10 protein-coding genes are annotated in these 21955 nt (G+C 59.7%); 3 read left to right on the top strand and 7 right to left on the bottom strand.

All coding sequences use genetic code 11. The annotated features are described in order from the left end of the window. The first annotated feature begins 4 nt into the window (after window positions 1–4). The 3 genes from AC0L3D_RS18055 to AC0L3D_RS18045 all read left to right on the top strand — a co-directional run bounded on the left by AC0L3D_RS18055 (window position 5) and on the right by AC0L3D_RS18045 (window position 6143). A complete protein-coding gene (locus AC0L3D_RS18055) occupies window positions 5–2137 on the top strand; it encodes an McrB family protein (RefSeq protein WP_473645283.1) in 2133 nt (710 codons plus the stop codon). A gap of 380 nt (window positions 2138–2517) precedes the next feature. Next, window positions 2518–3726: a DUF2357 domain-containing protein gene (locus AC0L3D_RS18050; protein WP_473645281.1), complete on the top strand. Its 1209-nt coding sequence runs from the start codon at window positions 2518–2520 to the stop codon at window positions 3724–3726. Window positions 3727–3743: 17 nt separating this feature from the next. Further along, a complete protein-coding gene (locus AC0L3D_RS18045; protein ID WP_473645279.1) occupies window positions 3744–6143 on the top strand; it encodes a hypothetical protein in 2400 nt (799 codons plus the stop codon). 109 nt (window positions 6144–6252) lie between these two features. Here the strand turns inward: AC0L3D_RS18045 and AC0L3D_RS18040 are convergent, their stop codons facing one another. The 7 genes from AC0L3D_RS18040 to AC0L3D_RS18010 form a co-directional block, all read right to left on the bottom strand. Then, the gene (locus AC0L3D_RS18040) at window positions 6253–6981 is read right to left on the bottom strand and encodes a thermonuclease family protein (protein WP_473645277.1); all 729 of its coding nucleotides are present in this window, start codon (window positions 6979–6981) and stop codon (window positions 6253–6255) included. An 880-nt stretch (window positions 6982–7861) separates the two neighbouring features. After that, entirely contained in the window at window positions 7862–8254 is a 393-nt protein-coding gene (locus AC0L3D_RS18035) for a GIY-YIG nuclease family protein (RefSeq protein WP_473645275.1), read from the bottom strand. Between the two features lie 232 nt (window positions 8255–8486). Further along, window positions 8487–9248 carry an HNH endonuclease gene (locus AC0L3D_RS18030; protein ID WP_473645274.1) on the bottom strand — a complete coding sequence of 254 codons (762 nt, stop codon included), beginning with the start codon at window positions 9246–9248 and terminating at the stop codon, window positions 8487–8489. Window positions 9249–9287: 39 nt separating this feature from the next. Next, the gene (locus AC0L3D_RS18025; RefSeq protein WP_473645272.1) at window positions 9288–9575 is read right to left on the bottom strand and encodes a hypothetical protein; all 288 of its coding nucleotides are present in this window, start codon (window positions 9573–9575) and stop codon (window positions 9288–9290) included. A 219-nt stretch (window positions 9576–9794) separates the two neighbouring features. Next, the gene (locus AC0L3D_RS18020) at window positions 9795–13802 is read right to left on the bottom strand and encodes an Eco57I restriction-modification methylase domain-containing protein (RefSeq protein WP_473645270.1); all 4008 of its coding nucleotides are present in this window, start codon (window positions 13800–13802) and stop codon (window positions 9795–9797) included. Further along, window positions 13802–16564 (bottom strand): helicase-related protein, encoded by a 2763-nt coding sequence (locus AC0L3D_RS18015; protein ID WP_473645268.1) that lies wholly within the window; start codon window positions 16562–16564, stop codon window positions 13802–13804. The genes AC0L3D_RS18020 and AC0L3D_RS18015 overlap by 1 nt, the downstream gene beginning before the upstream one ends. Beyond that, window positions 16561–21738 carry a DEAD/DEAH box helicase gene (locus tag AC0L3D_RS18010; protein ID WP_473645266.1) on the bottom strand — a complete coding sequence of 1726 codons (5178 nt, stop codon included), beginning with the start codon at window positions 21736–21738 and terminating at the stop codon, window positions 16561–16563. The genes AC0L3D_RS18015 and AC0L3D_RS18010 overlap by 4 nt, the downstream gene beginning before the upstream one ends. Between the last annotated feature and the right edge of the window lie 217 nt (window positions 21739–21955).

The following is a 21955-nucleotide window of genomic DNA, read 5'->3' as shown; positions in this document are numbered from 1 at the left end:
CACGATGTTAGCCTTTGATCCCGCCACCCTCGTTCTGCCGTCACTCTTGGCACTCACAGCGCTCGCCGTCTTGATGAGCGGTATCGCAACCATGTTTCAGATTCGGCGTGCGCGGCTACCCGATGCGACTCGCTACGAGCATGTGCGCGAGCTACGCGCACAAGAGGAAGGGCTATTAGCCCAGCGACGAGCAGAACTGAGCATTGTCGAACAGAAAATTCAGGAGAAAGATCGTTTGATCGCAGAGGTCTCGGCCCTGGAAGAGCGGCGAGATGCCACCAATGCAGAACTCTCCAACCTCGAATCCGCCCGAGCGGAGATCGACGAGGTCAAGCGCGAAGCTTCGGCTGCGGCGGCGGAACTGGCTGAGGTTTCGCAGAAGCTCGGAGCCGCGACTGACGAACTTGATCGTGTGACCGCCGATCTGGACCCTGCCCGGATTGTCGAGCGCAAGCGCGAGATGGAACGCCTGACAGAGGAACTTCAGCAAATAGAAGCCAGATTACCTGAGCTTCGTGCCGAGCGCGATACAGCGTTGCGGGCGCTCGAAGAGGCGCGGAGCCTAGAGGCTACCAGAGCGGCCCTCCACGTGGAGGTGGAGCGGCTGAATGGCGAAGCCGAACGCCTTACAGATCAGGTCGAGGAACTGTCTGCCATCAAGGACCAGGTGGATCGGCTGCGGGACGAACTGGCCCGTGCTTCCGACGAGTTTGGTCGTGTCGAAACACGCCGCAACCACTTGCAACGGGAGCTGGAGGACCTAGAAGAGCGAAGTGATGCTGTTGAGCTGAAAAAGGGTGAGGTTCAGGCGATCGTCGTCGACCTGGCCCAGAAACGCGAACGTCGCGACGAACTGGCGGAAGAGGTAGACAGGCTCGCGGCACGTCGAGAACGCCTGCTGTCAGAAAGTGGCGGCGCTGACCTGGCCGCGGTGGACGAACAGGCCATTCTCGCCGATCTCACCAAGTTGCCGACATTGCTCGAGACACCGGCAACGTTGCGGGATGCCGCCCGAACAGAAGGCGCGGCTCTACATGATGTTGCGGCCTATCTACAAAAGCATGGGCTGTCATATAGCGGGCGCACAGTCAGGGCCTTTCACACAGCTCTAAAGATCAATGACAATGCTCAGCTCACGGTGCTGGCGGGCGTGTCCGGCACAGGAAAAAGTCTGCTCCCGCGGCGCTATGCGGAGGCAATGGGAATGCATTTCCTGCAAATCGCGGTCGAGCCGCGTTGGGACAGCCCCCAGGATCTGCTGGGCTTCTACAACTATATCGAAAAGAAGTATCGCGCGACCGATCTCGCCCGTCTTCTAGTCCATATGGACCCATTCAGGACCGTCGAGATCAACACCAGTCCCTACGATCGCCGCGATCATATGGCACTCGTGCTCCTGGACGAAATGAACCTCGCTCGCGTCGAGTATTACTTTTCCGAATTCCTCAGCCGCCTCGAAGTTCGGCCCCGATTTCAAGAGTCGGAAGATGTCAAGAAGCGCAAGGACGCCCTAATCCCGATCGACATTCGCGGCCTGAAGAAGACACTGTCGCTGTTTTCCGCGCATAACGTCCTCTTCGCCGGAACCATGAACGATGATGAAAGCACGCAGGCGCTGTCGGACAAGGTGCTCGATCGCGGCAATGTCATGCAGTTCGCTGCGCCGAAAGACTTTCCAACAATGAACGAAGTTGGCAATGTGGCGCGACCCGACGGTGCGATATCCTTCAAGAGCTGGAGAACATGGGTCAAGGGATCGGATAGGCTCGACGACGCACGCCGAAACGTTGCCGGTCAGGCCATTAAAGGGCTTGCCGATATCATGGAGGGCTGCGGTCGGCCTTTCGGCCACCGCTTGCGGGATGCCATCCTTGCCTACTGCGCCAACTATCCGGTTGATGGAAATGCTGGTCTCGATGTGCGCGTGCCCTTGGCCGACCAGATCGAATTCCGGATTCTCCCCAAGCTACGTGGCCTCGATATTGAAGGCCATCGGGACCCCTTCGACCGGCTGGTTAAGCTCCTGCGCGACGATCTCGGCGACGGCATCTTTGCCGACCGAATAAGCGAACTCGTTGAAAGGCAGCAGACCGGAACCGGTTTATTCGTATGGCGGGGTCTCACGCGCCAGAGTTGATGCAAGTGACTGTTAAGCGCGAAATCGAGCTTTGGATGCGACCTTGGGGGCTGGTGGACCTGAAGCGGCGCCACCGACGACCCCTTGCATCTGGTTCGACCGCTATCGTGGACGGAAACCGCGCTGGACTCTGGTTATATGTGCCTGAAGGAACGCGTGCTGGGCCGGCTAGTCTCACGAAACTCGGGGAGCCTGTTCCGGGGTTCTCCGTGGACAATGGTCGATCGCTTCTGGTCCTGCCCCTTCCGCTGAGACATTCGTCCGGATCGACGGTCCCGACCGCGACGGGCACTACGATGCTCTCCTGGCACTCTGCCCCGGAAAGACCCTCAAGAAACCACGATCCGCAAACTGCGGAGGAGGAAGCCGCCCGTCGCCTGATGCTGCGCGCTGAAGCGGTCTGGGACCGACTGCGCGATGTCGAGACCGCATTGGCCGACCCTGCCAACCTCTGGGAAGGACTCCGAAAGCGCTGGACGGAAGAAGATGCTGATGTCCCGCCTCGAATGGACTTGATAGTCCATCACGCGACCGTCCTCTCCCGGACCCTCGATGAGCTGGACCGTGCGCCGCGGCGCATCCTTCGACGCACGAACCAGCAGGTTCCTATTTCGCGTGTCCAGGAGCTGGACAGACGCGCGATGACCTGGCTGGTGCGGCAACCCGGCGAGACGCTCGCCGAGCGCGCTGGCGACAGGCAACGCCTTTTGGCGGTTACACGAGAGGAGAATTTCGACACGCTTGAGAACCGGGTGCTTCGCGCATATGCCGAGCTCGCCCGACATGTGGCGCGAAACTATCTCGACCGAAACCGCACCAAGGCGCTTTCCAATCGAGCACGGAAGGTCAAGGATTTCGAGCGGCGATGTAAGCGTCTCGCTCACGATCTTGCCGATCGCGGCGTGCGGCTGGCCGAAGCCGGGGTGACCCCCAACTTCGTGCTCCAGCAGAACCCGCGCTATCACGCGATCTGGGAGGGGTGGGAAGAGCTCCTCAAACACGGTCGGATCTTCGATGAACTCTGGCAGTGGCAGGCCCGATCGTGGGAAGAATTCTGCACGCTGGCGGTGATGGTCGCCCTGGTCAGCGTGCCGGGCGCGCGCCTGATCGCATCGGCCCCGCTCAGTTTCCTTGATGAGCAGCGACGCGGCACATGGACCGATCACGACAACCCGTTGGGTGTTTTCCATTTGCCAAGCAGCCGCATTGTCGTCGAGGTCCGTTACCGGATGGCCAATCCGGATGTGCGATTGAGAGACTTTGCCGCTCCGATCTGGGTTCGTATCGGCCGTGTCGGTGATGCACAGGCCTTCCTAACCAATTTGGCTATCTGGCCGATCTGGGACATCGAAGGGGGTTTGGTGGAGGGCGAAATTTCTGAAGTCTCCGACCTGCTCCCCTTCGGCCGCAGGTCCCAACTCGCTGCGGGAATCGTGTTGCGCCCTGCCGCCGCGGGCAAGGAGGCCGAGATCATGGAAGGCAACGGTGTCCTGACCGCAACCATTGGAACCGAAGGCAATGCCCTCAGCGAGGGCGTGGCAGCCGTGAGAAATTTCCTCTCGTCTTTGATCCAGGCAGAGGCCGGCTGATGCGTCGGCTCTCGGGAATGGATATCAATGGCTGGCACGATTTCGCGGCGCGCAACTGGGAGCCAGATGACCCTCACGAGCGGTCGACGAGTCCAATTCTGGTGGATGGAGGTATCCACGGGGTAGTTGTCCGCCAAGAGTCGGGCGTCTGGATCGGTGGCCCCCAGGCCAAACTATCGCCACATGGCCGCGGTCTCGGCTGGGGAAAGCTTGGCGATCCATCTCGGCGGGTGGAAGTAACGGAAATCTGCGACGATCTCGCCAAGACTCCCGGGGAAGCGCGCGATCTCAATATTTTCAAGGCCATCGTCGACTCGCTAGCGCGAGAAGCGCACTCCGTCACGATCACGGTGCCGGATCATGACGCATTCGCGGAGGCATCCCAAGCTCGGTTGCTGAACCTGCTCGGCCACGGCCGGCGCGCTCACCGGCTGCTCTGGCGACCCGTAGCGCTTTTCCTTGATGCCCTCGAGGTCGGTTCGATATCTCGAGATCTCGAGGGCGGGCTCGTCCGTTTGCTGATCCACTCGAGTTCGGGCATCGAGATGCAGGCGTTGCGTCTTCGCGGGGACCGAGATCATCCGGGCCATCTCGCGCCGGAACGCGATGGCTACGGGCGGATCGTCGTTCCGGAATTGGCCCTAGGGGCGATGCTAAGACGCGCTCAGAAAGAGGTGACAATCGCAAACCCGTCGGTTGAGATCGGCAGTGGGGAAAAGAGCCAACTGGCATCGAAGCTACTCTTCGGTCAGGCGGGTGCAGGTGAAACGGAGATCCTCAGGAACGACAACGGCACTTGGATGGAGATCTTGGCGCCCCGCCTTGATCCTTTGGGCGTGGTCCAGCCGTATCGTTGCGATGATGTGCTGGACAGCAAAGACGTCGTAGCTACGTTTCTTGCTACCCCGCTGGCCGAGCCATACGCGAGCGTGCTGGCCGAGTCTCTGAGCGATCAAATTCCCGATCTGCAACGGTTGCAATGGTCTTCAATTGCCCGCGGATCTCTGAGGGCGGCTCAACTCATCGAACGAGGCCTTCCCCACTATTTCGATCGGCTCACACCGATTGGCCTCGCGGTCCTGAAAGGCGAACTACCTCACTTTGAGGACTTGGTCGGCACCCAGGCTACGCTGCCCGCGAACCGCGAATATGTGTCCCCGATCTACGATGGCTTGATTTGGGGACGTGGGAAGAAAGAGATCGATTTCTACGTGGTCAAGGGAGAAACGGAGGTTCGCCACTGGCGGGCGCAGCAAGATGTGCCGCCAACCAAGGATGTGAATGTCGAGCTCCGACTCAGGCAAACGCCTGGGCAAAGCTGGGCAAGGCTTTCTCTGACGTCACCTGAATGGGAGCCGCTGCAGCGCAGCCCAATCTTACTCGATTGGGAGAAAATCAGCGTGGTCGACGAGAGTCCTGAGGAGATACTAACAAAGCTGAGATCTCCACCGCCAATCATCCCCGACCAAATCGTCGAGCTCGCGAACATGGAGTTCTGGACCGGCAACGCGCGCTATAGAGGGATACTGGATTGCCTTCGAGACGGGCCTTCGGGCGGTGCTGATCAGATGGCAAAGCTCCTCTCGAGGTCGATGCGCGATCCGGAAACTCGAGCGAGAACACGCCCCGTCGGCACAAACGGGGAATTGCCATCGGAGCTATCGGACGTAGCCTCCGAGGCATTTATGCAGAGCCTCAATGATATGGGCCAATCGGTCCAACTCGCCCTCCGTGAGCCTCGGAGGAGACTGCGAAACAATGACTATCTGAGATGCCTCACTTGGGTGTTCACGCTCTGTCCTGAGAACGTTCAGAACGCCATTGTTGACGCACTGGAAGCCGACCTTCGCGGAAGTGGTCACCCCCTGCTTGCCCCTGCGAATGCAAGAACGGTCCTCACTCAAGGCGCAGGGCGGGCGCTGACCGGCCCGGAACGCATTGGTCGCGCGCTTGTCGTTCTGGCCGCTCGGCCCCCCAACTCTGACACGCTGAACGCGCTTGCCATGATCCTGTCGCGGCGTAATGAGGCACCAGCTTCGCTGATCGGCGAACTCGTCCGGCGGATCGCAGATCGTCTCGTAGGCGAGTTGCGCGAGCGATTGAATAGAAGAAACTTCCTGATACGTTTCAGAAATGCCCTTTCTGCAACTGCTGGTCTCTTTCGATATCGTGAGATCGAGCCATACGCACTGCTTTCGGCCCGAGATCCAATCGCCCAACGTCTGCGCGACGTGCTATCACAAATCGGCGAGGCGCTGGGACGCGAGCGACTTCTCCTTCGCAATCAACAGGAGCTGCGAGAGACAGTCGTCGGTCTCATCAAGCTTCTAGATGGAGAAGGAGACCCGAATATTCTGCACAAGATCGATAGCCTGGACGATGATGATGAGGGCAACGCCGATGATCAGGACGATTAGTTGCTAGCCGGGATCGCGTCGTAACCAGGCTAATCACTGATTGCTTCATAGTCCCCCTTCACGCCACACGAATATGGACTTACGCAAAGCGGCCCCCTGCCCCAGATTCCTATCGCTTCGATCGTCGCCACCCCGCCGAACGGGCATCTGCTTCTGAGCAAAACCACCGTTCGCCTTTTGATTCCGAAATCCGGGTCGCGTCGTAGAATTTCTGTCCTGGCAAGTGATAGATGCGCCCGCCGTCGGCTGAAATGTTGCCTTTGATCTTGCATCCGGCGTTGCCCATTGCGAAGACGGGCACGCTCGTCGACTTACCGTTGTCAGGGTGCTCAGCGCGCCACTCCCACGGCACCTGGAACGATCCCGACCAGATTCCTCGCGAAGCTGCCTTGGCGAGCGCCTGCTGACCTGCATAGGCGCCGCTGCTATATTTCGGCCAATCGAGGGCATGGCCGTTCTCGACCAACCAGCCGGCGATGTTGACCCCGTCGCCACGCGAGCAGTTGCCGACGTAACGGCCATAGCTATCCCAACTGACGAACTCGCAGCGGACCGGGCGGGACTCCGAAAGAAAGCCGTCAAGAGCCGCCGCTGCCTTCGCGCCGCATTGATATCGGAAGCCCCTCGCGTCGTTGCATTGTTGGGAAGACTCGGGCGCATCAATGCCATTGAAGCGGATCCGCTGGCCGTGAATTTCGATCGTGTCGCCGTCGATCACAGATGCGATGCCGGCAATCGGATCCGCACCGAGCATCGAACCCAGCAACGGCGTCAAGGATACCGCGGGCCCGCCGCCAGCGACGAAATAGCCTGCGATCCCCAGCGCCGTCACAAGCACCAGCAGCCTTTGCGGCTGTCGAAAGGCAGACCGCCTAGCATTTCGTTTTAAACGCATGAGGTATCCCCCGACACCATCGACAGATCATGCCTTCATTGGTCGTTGTTGTCGAATCCGCCTGTTGCGCGGCCGAATGCAATGCTTGCTAGGCGCACCCACGATTTAGGAGCAGCGCGTTCGTGGCCGCTCTGACTGCTCGAACTCGAGACTGACACCCGCACGGCTGAGCTGGCGGATCCTGGCCGAGCGACTTCTTTCTGCCGTCGTTGAATTTATCCAGGCCGGCAAGGGCGATGACGCGCCAACATTCGCGGTCGAGCGTTTGCAATAAGGCAAATCGACAGGGTCTGAGCCGAAACCGCGCATGGTTTCTGGAACCATTTTTGGCGAGCCGCTTTGTCTGCATGTCCCAAGCCGTCAAACCACCAATATTGCCAAAGGGTAGCCCAGATCGGGACGTCAACTGTGAAGTCGCCTTGGAAATCGCATTTGCAGCCCTGGTGACCGCCTAGAAGCGCAGGGGTGTGGACCCCCAAGGAAACCGCTGCAGCCCTACTGAAACTCGCAACGGAGCATGCCCAGCAGTTCAGGCTTGTGCCGGCTGAGCCGCCAAGGTGGCGAACGCGAAGAGGTATGTTGATCGCGTGTGCCGCGCTCGTGTTTTTGCTGTGTGCGGCCATCGTTTGGTGGGTGCTTAGGTGAGCGTTCAATCGCGGCTAGCGTCGCGCCATCTAACGTTAGGCGGCAGCACCAGCACTACCAGCGCCAGCATGGTTATCAGAGGGCAGGCGGCCATGCCGGCTGCCTGTAGCGCCCAGACGGCGCCGGCGAGCCATCAGGGCGGGTGATGGAAGCGATGTAGAGGGTGACGACAGCGGTGCTAATCAACCTCGTTCGCGAAGGCAACATTGGCCCCCCTGGTGGTGGGGATCTCCATAACCACAACTCGGCCGACACCACGCCTATTCCAAGGCGGATTCAGCTTAGCTATAAGTCCGGCTTCAACTCCGAGAACCAGGTCCACCGGTAGGTCCTCGTAAAAGGTTGTGCGTTCTTTGAAGACCCGGACGAAAACCTCAACCGGACCATCCCCCAGCTCCATTTGTAGAAGCCCGTGCACCGGCCTCGTGCTCGTAGGTTTCTTTTGTCGCCGAAGATATGACGACAAACGGTTGCGGAGGTTCTTGGCGGCGCCGATGTATTTTACGTCACCCTTCGCAACAAAAGCATAAATCCCTTCGCCCGTAGGCAGAGGTGGCGTCGTAGGCGTCATCGTGTATTCGCCATCAACCCATTGAAAAGTTCTTACGTGCTCAAATGCACCAAGCGTTTTAGTTGGTCCGACCACTATCAACCCTGCCGAAATGTTTCACGAGCGCTCGGACGGGACCACCACATTATGCCTGTAACTGCGGCCCACCAGCATCATCATGCGGCCGATTCGAGCGAATAGCCAGCAAGCTTTTGAGTATCCACGATCGTCCCCAACACCGCCTAAGCTGCCCTCACGCGAAGCCATGGCGGGCGCGATGCCAAGCGAGATTTTTGAAATGGCCCGAGGTGAGACCAAGCAAGGGAGACGACACCTCAGCGCGCAAGGCAAGTTGCGCCTCCTTACCAATCGAAGGCGAGAACAGCGCCAAACCTTCAGCATTGAATGAGACCAGCCCAGCATCGAACGCGGCATCCCACAACGCGGACAGAAGAAGCCCGTTGTGAACGTCTAGTCGCTGGGCATCGCTGTCACACAACGCCCATGGGACGATATGCGAGGCGCGCAGAAGTGCGGGTTCGCTGATCCCGGTGAGCGGACACCGATCGCGCCAATATCTCAGCAGGGATCTTCGGAAAATGTCCTGTCCGACGCGTTGGATGACGAGGCGCTCGACATCGGTGGTAACCGGAAGGTCTTTGATCGCCGTCTCAAACTGCTCCAGCGGAGCGTCTGGTAGGCTGTCCCCCAAGCGATAGGCTTCAGAGAGGGCGGCATAGAGTGCCGAGAGGCCTTCGAACCGATAACGCGCCAGACCTGGCCCTTCCGTGTCCGACGACGCCAATCCCAGTTCTGCAACCACACCTGAATGATCGAGAGCGAGATACCACGGCCCGATGCTGCCTTCGCTGGCAATGTAAACTTGCCCTTGCGCAGTGGTGGAACCGAAAATCGCCCAGCCGTCTTTCTCACCGCAATCGATACGAAAGCCGTTGGCGAAGGCAGCTTTCCTTGCCTCAGTGCGAACGATAAAGCCGGGCGGGTTTTCGATCATGTCGACCTGGCGGAGGGCATCCCGCTAGTGCAGCTGTGATCAGCCATTTAGCGGCCGCTCATATCCGCGCAGTATCCTGATCGTCGCGTCCCGTCGCGGCGCCCTTCGTCCTTGGCTGACGAGGAATTTTAGCAGTGCGTCGGATAATTCCGGCCAAAAGGGATCGGAAGTGTCAATCTCGGTAGCGTTCTGGCGCAGGATTTCGCGCTGGCCTTCGGTTCGCCGACCACTGAGTGCTTCGCGATCCGGATTGCCTTCGAGCAGATATCTCGAATAGCGTTCGCCGGTCATGTCCTTGTAGCCGATGAACTTGGAATATCCGACCAACCATCCTTTCTTTGGATCCCATATCGCATACCATCGCTTGACGCTCCGCAAGGAATTGTCCCAAGCGCTCCGCGAGGATTTGTCGACGCGCTCCAATCGCGACGAAAAATACGCATTCAGTTTTCGAATGTTGTCTGCTGCCTCTTCAGTGGATTGGATCAAAGGGGGATAGATGTAATCGTCCTCGCGGTCTCGTTCCGGCATTGTTGCTCCTCCCGATCAGGCAATCTTCTCATTGTCGAGCCTGTCCCAGGCCTCGAGCACCAAACGCCGTGTGCGATATTCGCCGAATTTCTTGACTTCGTTGTTCTTCAGCACGCGGAAGGTCTCGGATGGATAGTCCGGTCCTTTGACGTCGGCGGGGTCGAGAATGTAGCGCAGTTCGTCGCGGGTGAGGCCGTAGGCTCGGGCGTAGAAGGCATCAAGCTCGGCGCGGAGCCAAGCACGGCGGTTCTCGTCCCACGCAAAAGGCGGGCCGTCATATCCCAGATCGCAAGCGAAGGGCTTCATCGAATGGCTGGTGTAGGTCAACTCCAGCACCCGCGGGACGATGAAGTCTAGGTCGACGTCTGTGTAGAAGGAAGGGGGGAGAACAGGAAACTGTTGCACTAAGAAAAAGTTTAGGTTGGCGCCATTCACTTTCGAACGAACGCAAAAATCACAGACCAAGGCGGAAGCTGCGGCCACCAGGGCCGTTGTGGTTCGAGCGTCAGCATCAACTAGAATGACAGGTGAACTGTTTCCGATTGCGTATTTCGGAAGTGGCGCGAGGATTAATGTGCGCTCGTCCGTCGCACGTCCTATGCCGCGCATACCGATTAACCAGCCCCTACTCCAGCCCTTGGCGGCGAGTCGGGTTGAAACTTCCTCCTCTGGCACCCAGTAGCGCGGCACTGGTTCAAAACTGAAATCCTGCCTCTCGGCGACTGTCACGTCACGGCTGTCGGTGCCCTCATAAGTCGCCCAACGATGATCGAACTGATGGATCATCTTCGCTTCATATAGCGGCACATAGCGCTCCGCGCTTTGACCCTCTCGATCCTTTAGGCCGAGGCCGCCCGAATCGCGGCCAACGGACAGACTAGGCGCGCTCTGTAACGGACGTGCGGCGTCGGGCGTTGCCCAGGTGCTCCCGTCGGGCACGAAGCCGGCCGCACCAAGTTCCACAGCAGTGCGAAACCAGTCCGAGTCCTCCGACATATGCCAAATACGTGTGTGTGCAGCTATCCCCCACGGATTGCCTTTTTCGCCCTTCGTCTCGTCAACTAGAACCGGCACCCGGGAGTAGATCTTCGTCGTCAGTTGGGCGTCGGCGCGGGCGCGAAAGACCGGCGCCGTTTTGGTGTTCGGGTTGATAGCGGCGATCTGTTCGGGCGAAAGCGTGAAGTTGCGCTCCGTCTCGGCAAGCTGCGCCGGGCCGGCTAGAAAGAAGGCGAACCCCGCTTCCTTCACATCGCTCCCGATGGTGAGCAGGCAGAATTTGTAGCTGCGATGAACGGCGGGAAAGATCGCGTTGCGGTTCTCGAAATCGACCAGCCGTGCGAGACGCCGATTGTCGATTAGTGCTCCGAAGAAGGGAGCGGTCGTCGCGTCGGTGGCGATTCCGGTTGGCACGATGACGCCTGCTCGGCCTTTAGGCCCGGCGAGACACGAAAATAGCTCCGCAAAGAGCGCGTAGGTATTGACGTCGCCACGGCCCGAAAGGGGAAACCTGCCGCCCTCCTCGCCCGGCGTCCGAACGAACGCGGAGGCCGCCTCGGCGACCCGCTTGGCGAATTCGAACGCGTTGTGCAGGTTGCGCTCGCGCGAGCCGGCCTCGGCTTTGGCAAGTGCCGCTATCAGGTTGCCGCGTGCAGCAGCGTTCGGGGCCTCGGCGATTTCCGGATCGAGGGAAGCGAAGAATTCCTGCTCCTGAAGTTTGATTCGTTCCCATGGCGGGTTGCCGAGCACGCAATCGAAACCACCGCGCTCGATGACATCAGCGAATTCCAGTGGCCAGTGGAAAGCGCGTGCGGCACCCGCGACTTCCTGCGCGCGGTCGACCAGCGGCCCCCACCCGACCGTGGCGCCAGACAACGCCTGCCAGACTTGGCCGGTAGTCGGAATTGTCACCTGCACACGGTTTTGCGGCACCCCGCTGGTCTTCGGCAAAAGGAAAGCGGAGATATAAAGATCGGCGGCGATCCGCCACGACCAGCGTCTTGGATCGCGCTCAGCGACGGCCCAGCTTCGCTTCTTCCGCTCGATCTCCTCGACCGTATCTTCTGGCAGCGCGCGCAACGCCTCGGCGGTCCGGCCAAGCGGTGGAGCGGTCGGAAGTTTGCCGCCGCCGCCGGCAAAGTCGAGCGAGCCTTGGCCTTTCTTCTCGGCCTTGTTGCGCGCGGCGAAGTGTTTAACACTTTCCTTGTCGTCGCCGGTCAGCGGCTTGTAGGCGCCGTCGGGAATGCCCGCCTTCAGCGCATCGAGATCGAATAGGCCGAGCAGTGCATCGCCGCAGCGTATGTTGGCATCAAGGAACCCGAGCGGCTTGCCCGGTTCCACCGTTTCGATCCAAAGCGCGACCTTCGTAAGTTCCACAGCCATTGGGTTGCGGTCGACGCCGTGGATACACGCGCGGGCAACATCGCGTAGCGCGTGGCGATAATCCGCCGCGTTCGCCACGCCGCCCGACCGCGCGCGGGCAAGACGTGTCGCGATGCGTCTAGCGGCAGCGAGCAAGAAATGGCCTGATCCGCAGGCGGGGTCGATGACTGTGACCTGCGATAGCGCCTTCGCCGGGTCATCCGCCTCGGCCTCGATGCGGTCGAGCACCGGGTCGAGCGCGCTATCCAGCAGCGTCTGCACCAGGCTGTCCGGCGTGTAATAGCTGCCCGTGGTCTTGCGCTGGTTGCCCTTGGTCTCAGTTCCCTCGGCGAAGGTCATGACGCGGCCATCATTGGTCAGGCGCGGGGTAAGCTCCAGCAGGCTTTCATAGACGGAGCCGAGTTCCTCGGTCTCCATGTCACGCCAGTTGACCGGCTGCAGGGAAGAAGAATCCTTTATCCAGGCAAGGCGATAAATCGCCTCCATTAACGCCCTGTTGGAGAGGCGCGCATATTCGAGATCCGGAACCTCGCCCCGGGCGAACAGGCCGCCCAATGCCGGCAGGCCGAGCAGCTTCTCGCCGCGATCGAGCGCGGCGAAGGTGATCTTCAACCCCTCCCAGCGATCGTAATGGCAATCCCATGCCGAGCGGCGGATCGAGCGTTCGCGCAAGGCTGCTAGCGAATAGCCCTGCGCATAGAGCTTCCTCGCTGTGGCGGGGGCAGCGGGCGGATGCAGCAGGTCGCGGTCCTCCGCCGCCATCAGGAAGATCAGCCGGTAGACGAGCCGCAAGAGTTCCGAAAAGAAATCAGTCAGAGGCAATTCACCGGATGCGACACGCTCACGCAGGGCCGGATTGTCGGCGAGAAAACCCGAGCCCAACGCGACTAGCGAAGCCTCAACGCCATCGCGGAGCCGGTCGCGCGCGACGAGGCCCTGTTTCGAGCCCTGTTCGCGCCAATTTTCCAGCGCGCAGTCCGTGACGGGTTCCGACGGCTGGCCGAAGCGGCTTACATGCAGAAGCAGCCAGACTGCCGCAAAACTGGCGAAATCCTCCGCCTCGAAGATCTGGCGCAGATTCGCCTCAATATAGGTCGGCCGCGTAAAGCTCTGGTTGTCGCGCATCAGGCGCAGTTTTTCGCCATTTGAGACGAGGCCCCAGAGTGCCGCGTCCGAATGGTTTAGCCAATCCTGCATCGCCGTGGCAGCCGAACGCTTGCGACCATCGGTCGGCAGACTTTCACTGGCATGGTCGAGATCGTCCGACAGGGGAACGACAATTGCCGGCACGCGACCTGCCAGCGCTTCGAGTGTAACGGCAAAGAGACGGTGGTCCTCCGTGCGGCTGCCAACGCGGACGATATTGGAAAAGCCGAAGACCTGGTTGAGAAGCTGCTCGACGAAGCGGGTTGTAGCGATCGATGATGGTGCTTCCACCCTGGCAAAGTCCTCGAACAATGCCTGGCCGATGCGGAAGTAGCGGGCAATCTCATCGCGGACGGCGAGGCCCTTCGGCACGCCGTAATCTGCCTCAGTCTGGTTGCCTGCAGTTCGGCGGTCGATTGCCGACAGCATCATGGGCGAAATCAGGTTTCCCTCGATCTGTAGTGCTGTGAATTCGAGCGCGACAGGTTTCTTCTTCATCAGCTTGCGGCCGGAACGAGGACGTAGAGGCCAATGATGTCGGCCGGCTGCACGGGTTCCACGGACACGCGCGAGAGGAAGCGGCTTGCGTCCGCGCCTGCCCGTCGCAACCGATCGTGATCCTCGGCGAGCGCCTGCGCGCGGGTTCGCGCGTGCTCTACGACAGGGCCGTCTATAAGCGATGCCATGCGAGCCAGTGCGGCCTCCACAAGGCGACTCCGCGCGACGTCCGCCAAATTGCCGGCGGCCTCCGCGTCCAGCAGTTTTCGCGCTGCCTCGCCGGCTGCGATCATGCCTCCGGGTTGAAAGGCAATGGCGCTGGCCTCCTCGACCAGAAGCATGCGCTCAACTCGACCATGCACAGTGAGTTTGAAGCGAAGACGAAGTAGCGCGACGGTCGTCAGAACCTTCACTGAAGACGACGACCACGCACCAGCGCGTCCGATCGGGTTAAGCGGGTTGGACACCGGGTCAAGCGCCCCCTCCAGAAGGGATTCGGCCAGCGTCGAAGGGAGCGGATGGCAGCGCGTGATCACAGTGTGGCCGGGCAACGGTGGCTCGTCGAAGGACAGCTTGATCGTGCCCTCAAGACCACGCGAGGCGAGACGCTCAGCAATCTGTTTCGGCAGTTCGCTTAAATGGGCGCGATATGAGTTATGTGTCTGCATATCGAGTTGCACGTCGAGACGGCTCATGGCGCGGCCGGTGAAGCGAAGCAGTTCAGCCGGACCACCCAACAGATCGCGCCACTTCTTCCACTCCGGCGCCACTTCCTCAGGCTTCATGGCGTTTTGCGCGAAGCGTGCGCGGGACGCTTTTTCGCCTTCCTCGGCGTCACGCCAGCGCGTTTCGAAATTTCTGGCATCCTGGTCGAGGCCGAAATCGAGCGTCAGTTGCCGGGCTCTGCCTTTTCGCAAAAGCACGGCGTTCATAAGGGCGCCAGTGACCGCGCCGCGTTCTTCCGGCAGCGGCACGCTTACGCCCGTGGCCTTCCTGATGGCTTCCGCCTTGCGCAGGATTACCTCCAGCACCGCCCCGTCGATGGCGCTGTCAGGCGAAAAGAGAAGAACCGAACGCACCAGAGGTGCGGGCTGGCCGAAACGGTCGACACGCCCCTCGCGCTGCTGGTGTCTGGTTGGATTCCAGGAGAGGTCGTAATGGACTACTGTGTCGAAGAGGTGCTGCAGATTGATGCCCTCGGACAAGCAATCCGTGGCGACCAACAAGCGCTGTGCGTCGTCTGCCATGGCTTCGACGCGGGCACGACGCTCGTCACCGGTCAGGGCGCCGGTAACCACTTCGATCCGCAGCTTCGGGAACGCCTTGCGCAGCCCGTTAGCGACGTGATCGGCAGTGGCGATGTAGCGACAGAACACAACGGGATTGGCACCGGCCTTGATAAGCGGCGCCAAGACTTTCACCGTCGCCGCAATCTTGGGATCCGGCGAGCGGGCCAGATGTTCCGCCTGCGCTACGAGGGACGCAAGCGGTCCGGTATCGAGCCCCGAGGCAGGTTCAACATCGATCGCATCCTCGTCCTCTCCGTCGTCGTCGAACACATGATCACCCAAGCGATCTGGATCCGACTTGAGGCGGTTGCGGAGCGCGCTTGCGGCGGCGGCCGGTGACGAGCCGACACACCTCATCAGCGCAAGCGTGCCCCAGAATGCCAGGCGTCGCTCGCGTTGGCCTGCTCCGGCGCCCTCCACAACACCGAGGCAATAGTCGAGAACCGCATCATGGAAGGCGGTTTGTGCGTTGTCGAAACTGTAGGGACTCTCGCTCGTTTCGTGACGAGGAAATGAGCGTTCCTCACCCCATTCCCGCGAAGTGACATCGATGCGCCGCCTTTGCACAAAATGGCGGGCAAGTCGGATCCGCGACCGTTCATCTTCGAATGCGCGCCCGGAAAACTCCGGGTCTATAAGTCCAAGCAGGCGCTCGAATGCCTCTTCGTCACCACTATGCGGCGTGGCGGTCAGCAGGATGAGATGGCGGGCGGCGTCCGAGGAAAGCCGCATCAGCAACTCGAACCGCTGTTGACGGCCTTGATGCGTGCCAACACATGCATGCGCCTCGTCCACGATAACGAGATTGGGGCAGGCCCTTGCGAAAGAGTCGCGACGCTTTTCCGCTTTGATATAATCGAGGCTGACCACCGTCTGCGGATGGGCATCGAATAGCGTCATGTGCTGAGGCAGTCCGCGCTCGAGCCTGGCCGCCGACGCAGCCGTGACGGCGACCGCGTCGATGTCAAATTTTTCCTTCAGCTCTCCCGTCCATTGCTCGACCAGATGCGGCGGGCAAAGAACGGTGAATGCATCGGCTTCGCCGCGATCGATCAGCTCGCGCAAGATCAGCCCGGCCTCGATCGTCTTGCCGATTCCTACGTCGTCGGCGATCAGCAGTCTGACGGTTTGAAGCCTCAGCGCCATAATAAGCGGAACAAGCTGATATGCTCGAGGCTCAAACGAGAGGCGTGCAGCAGAGCGAAACGGCCCCGCGCCTCGGCGAAGTGAAAGCCGCAAGGCCTCCGATAGAAGTTGCGCGGCGGACTGAGTCGCTAACGGCTCCCGTTCAGGGGGTGCAAATCGAGCAGGCCTGGGTTTCTCGGTTTCGAGATCGGGGTGTATCAGTTGGATGTCCGCCTCGGCCCCCGAAAGCGGCCGAAGGCATAGCCACCCTTCTTCCGGCGAAGGCAAGGCCACCCATTCGCGACCTCGAGCGTAGACGAGGTCTCCAGGAGAAAATGCCGCCGTCAATCGCCCACCCCCAACAAGCGACGCAATTCCGCCAATGCCGATAGCGAAGGCGTATGCGGTAGTTCAACAAGCGCAAACCCTTGCGCCTCGATCTCGGCAAGATCTTCAGGTCCCACTGAAGAATCACTTGCGGCCACAAGATGCGTTCGCCACACGAACGGCAATGTCTGCGAACGGATTTTCAAAGGCTCTGCATCGGGGCTTAAGATTCCGTTTTCCTTGAATGCAGAGGCCCAGGTCCCGTTGACAGCGTCCAGTGGACGCCTAACCGGTGCAACTTCGCTGCAGGCCAATCGCAGAAGCATACGCTTCGCATCGTTGTCCGTGCGATCTATAAGTTCCTGATCCGGCTGGTTGTAGTAGGACAGCAGACAGCGATAGCATCCCTTCACGCAATTTGCGTCCGGCACATCCACCAGCATGTCCGCGTCGCGGGAAGCGATCGCTTCGTCCACCTTGTCGAAATGCATGAGTTGCAATGCGATCTTAGCAACTCTTCTGATAGCCGCCGGCTCGCCTACAATCCGCCCAAGAACGCCGGCACCTCCTTCTGTCGCCTCGAAGGCGAGTATGGCGCGACGGTTCTCGCGACCCGGCACCGGCTCTGTGAGGACTTCTCCTTCTTCGAGCTGGAACGCAATTTCGATACCGCGTGTCAATGCGTGCTGAACGGTGGTGATAGCCGTTTCGCTGAGGTCCTCGTCGGAAGGGCGAAACAGCGCTGTATTCTTATTGTCCTGCACAATCGGAACGACCCGCTGCGTTACGGGCCCGTCCGGTGTGTCGACCTCATCGCCATCGTCGTCAGGAGTCTTGGTCCATCGTCCGGTGGCGGCATCGATGCCGAAACCGAGAATGCTTTTTTCCTTTCGCCTCCGAAGGCCCTTGTTGATCCGGCTGATCAGCGCGCCATGTGCATAGTGGATGTTAGCAATCGGACCATCCTGATCCTGCAGTGTCGCCGAGGTCACATCGATCTGACCATCGCGCAACGGCCATGAGAAAACGGTCTGTATCTCGAACCCCTGCCTTTGCCGATCCTCATCGTTTGCTGTTATTCGCTCGGCAGGCGTCGTCTCGACATTGTCGATGCGCAGGATGTTACGGATCGGATGGATATCCGCGATCAATGCACCACAGGCATGGCATCGATCCTGTTCCCGGTCGTGCGCAGCGCCGCATCTGTCGCAGATGTAAATCTTGGTCGTCATGAGCTTGCCGTCTGTCGTGCCACGCATATCCGGCGACAGCTTGGCCTTGTAGACACGGTAGGCGCGGCCCTCGTGATAGATGAGACTCCGAGGTCCGAATTCGGCGATTGCAAGAAACCGTGCACGTTGGAGATAGGCCGCTTTGGGTCCGCCGGCACCGATGGCCGGCACGTAAGCGTAGAGTGGCAGCCGTGGAAAGTTGTAGCCTGGCAAGAAGCCTTCGGTCGCCAAGTAGCGATATGTGTAAAAATCGGATCCGCCAGTTGCTCTCCCCCTCTCGAGAAGAGCGAGCTGCTCGTTCGCTTGCGCCTGCGCGATCTTGGCGTCTCTTCGTTCCTGTTTTTCGAGGCCATGCATCTCCGACTTACGGTTAGCTTCGATCAGTTGTGTGCGAGCCCCTTCGTAAAGTTGACGCCAACGCCCGAAAGCCTCGGAGAATTGCCTGCTAGCGTTTGCGACAACAGAAGCAAGGAATTCCTCCCGCTCACTGGCCCAGCTCGCTCCGGAAGCCGTAAGCTCGAAATCGATGCTGTCGAGGACCCGGCGCATTGGGTCTGCAGCCCGCTTGGCCAATGCATCAGAGCGAAGGTTTTCAGCAATTGTCTGAGCTACCGGAAGACCCGTCCTTGTGAGGTCCAAAACATGCGGTATGTCGGGCGACAACTCCTGGCCGGCCTCCGCGATCCAAACAGCGTGGAGATGGGCTTCGACCAGATCCCGATTGGCGAGGTCGAGAGCCGGTGGGCGAACAATTCCACCCACCATCTGATCTCGACGTGAAAAGTAATACTGGTCATGCGGGCTTTGGGCCGCGCAGTAAGTGACGACAAGTGCCGCCTGCCCAGAGCGTCCAGCCCGCCCGGATCGCTGGGCATAGTTTGCTGGAGTTGGCGGGACATTTCGAAGATAGACGGTATTAAGTGCCGAGATGTCGACGCCCAGTTCCATCGTCGGTGAACAGAACAACGTTGGCAGGAACTGATCAGGTTCTTGCGCAATCCGCATTTCCTCCCGGTGCTCTGCGATGCGAGCCCGATCGTCGGTCCCAAACCGAAATCGCCATTCGCGCCATTCTCGTCGTTCCTGGTCAACCTGTGCTGTGTGCTCACGGCTTTCCAAGCCGAACAAACCCTCTCCGCCAGCGCCCAGCGCTGCCGCGAGATGATTGTAGAGTTCAAGAAAATAGGGGTTCGGTTGCTTTTCTTGAAGCGCCGGACTTCCAGCAACCAGTCGAACCGCGCTGGCCGCCAACTGCCAGCCTTCGACATCAAAGACTGTCTGAACAGGTCGAACAAGCTGATACTCAGCGGCTGCGCGTAGCAGTGCCTCGAGGACTTCTTGATACCTGGCCGCGGACAGCCGTTCGCCCCAGATGCTGGAGCGGTTCAACTCCCTGGCGAGCCTGCTCCTAGGTCCGCCACGAATGATCAAAGACTCACTACGGAGATTGGTGTCGTTCTTGCTCGGTGCAACGACGATCAGCGCGGCCGCCGACCGCAGATTCTCGCGGTCTGAAATCGTCCAGGGTTCCCGCAAGAATTGCCCAGCGGAGCGCATGGTCGTCTCCAGGGCCTGCAGCTCAAGAGTTTCCGCGGAAATAGCGAGCCCTTGCCGCAGTGCTTCGAACAGAATGCGCAAAGCTTGTCGTCTTCTCTCTGGCAATAGGTTCCGAAGCTCGGCTGGGGCGTTTGAAAACGCTTCGTCGTCTGTAGCCAATTCATCCAGGGCAGCGTATTCGGCCGAAATCAAGCCGAGCTCTTCGAGATTGGGGTTAGTGAAGCGCCAGCCGCGTTTTTGGTCGGCCCAAACCCGATAGGTCAGAACACGCGATAGGACGCGTTCCGCGTCCTGGCGGTGAATTCCCTTTGTCTCGGGAGCGATCATCCACTCTTGGCGACGATCGTCTTTGCTGGCAACAAATCCCAGCTTTGCCTGAATCCTGCGGCCGAACTCGTCTTCGCCAAGTCCCTCATTGCCAGCAGCGCGGACCGCCGCCAAGAGGGCAGCCCGCAACAAAGTCACGAACAGAAAGTCGTTGAAATTGCCGGCCTGCAGGGCTGCGTCCTGCCGATTGTCCGTGAACCCAAGGAGCTTTCGCTTGTCCTGCGGGACGCCATTCTCGCGCTTGTTCATCCACCGCAGTGTGCTTGATACGAGAAGAGTTGTGGCCGAACTCCGTCCTTCAGCAGAAAGGCTGGCGAGCTTGTTTCTCTCGCGCGCTCTACTGGATGGCTGATGCCCGCAGGCCGGACAAAACCTGAATTTCCCGGAGATAAACAAGCCATGCTTGCCACTTTCGCCGAGCTGCCCATCGACCTGAACGGTGAGCGGGTTTGGCACCCATTTTCGCCGATCTTTCCGCAACTGAAGACCCTTGGGACCAAGCTCCGTCCAGTCCTCGGGAAAATCCTCGGGCGATCCGCTGAAGCTGAAATCAGAGTCGCCTTCCGGAATCGGCATGAAGTAGCCGGCCTCGTCTTCGCTATCGGAGTTATCAACCGGCGTGTCGTCGATTGATCGTGGCAACGCTCGCCGCACTCCCTCGTCATCCGCAAGCGTTACTGAATGGAATTCCTGACCACACCCTCTGCAAAAGAAAGTCGGATAAAGTCTGGCCTTCGTATCCTCGGGGTCGAAACGCTGCCCGTCGAGCGTGACCCGTCGGTCGTCCGCTCTCAGTGTCGCATAGACGCCGCCCGCCCCAGAAAAGAACCGGTGCAACTTAAAGGCTAGGAATGCGCGGTCTCCAGAGCCGCCCCTGTCTTTCTCTGGCCGGCTCATCAAGGTCAGCATCGCCTCGATCCGCTCACGGCAAGTCTTCTCCACGCACCCGGTGAAGTCGGCGAGCTTCCGGGCAGCCTCGGATATCGTAGTCGGTGGGCGGCGGCTCAGGGTTTGCTTATCAAGCAGTCCGATCTCTAATTCGATCCAGACAGCCAGCGGATGCTTCCAAAGAGCAGCATCGTCGTAGTCGCCGACGATATCCTTGTTGACGACGTCGGCGAGAAGCGCCTTCAAAGCATCGGTCTTGATTGACTGATCAGTGGCCCTCTCCAGGGTCTCATCGATCACCGCATCTGGCGAAACGTTGGTTCCGAACAGCCTGGTCGCCACGGCAGCCACCACCTCTGCACGCTTCGTCTCGGATCCTTCGCTGGCCATCGTGGCCGATGTTCCAATGCACACCGGCTCATCAGAACAGAGCCGATCTCGGACACGACGCACAAGCATCGCCACGTCCGCACCTTGCCGACCGCGGTAGGTATGCAACTCGTCCAGAACGATGAAATCCAGACCTCGTGCATTCATGATGACCGTCTGGTCGAGCGCGTTCTGACGCGTCATCAACAATTCCAGCATCATGAAATTGGTGAGCAGAATGTCGGGTTTTGCGCGGCTTATCAGTTCCCGCTCTTCGGCGGACTCTTGACCCGTATAGCGGGCAAAGGTCGGGCGAAGCCGGCCATCGAGCCCAGACTGCTCTACAAACTTTTCGAGTTCCTTGATTTGGCTGTTTGCAAGCGCGTTCATCGGATAGACGATGATAGCTCGCGTTCTCTGCGGCTCGCCTGCTGCACGGGCGCGAATAGCCGCATCTATGATGGGAACAAAGAAGCAAAGCGACTTGCCCGAACCAGTTCCCGTTGTGACGACAAACGATTTTCGGGAGATCGCCTTGGAAACAGCCTGTTCCTGGTGCCGGTGCAATGTGATCGGAGCGCCGCCCACCCGAAAGACTTTGCCGGTTTCAGGGTGAAGCGTGCCGTCCCTAACTAGGTCAGCTATCCCAGCGCCACGTTCAAAGTGAGGGTTGATAGAGATCAGTGGCTCTGGCCAAAATCGTCCGCTGGCATAGATTTCATCAACACTTCGCCGGATATCCGCGGCCCTGATGCGGGTAAACGATCGGGAAAAGCGCTCGTAGTCGTTTACGAGAACTCTGTCGAGTTCGAACACATTCATAGAATTCCCCCGCAGCAGACGCTGCACCACCAGTCGACAATTTTGGCGAAAACTACTCTGGGGTCAACGGTTTCAAATTTGATACCCATAGGCCAAGTAGCTCCGATTTATCGACGGAACCAGAGGCCGGCCTGTGCAATCACTTTCTTTTCAGATGTGTGAGCTACGTTGTGTCGGCAATCGCTACCGCGGCCGTAGCCGCAATGCTGCTATCGGC

The organism is Mesorhizobium sp. WSM4837 (genome assembly GCF_055811435.1).
The sequence above is the reverse complement of the archived record's forward strand: the minus strand, read 5'-3'. Positions and strand labels throughout refer to the sequence as shown.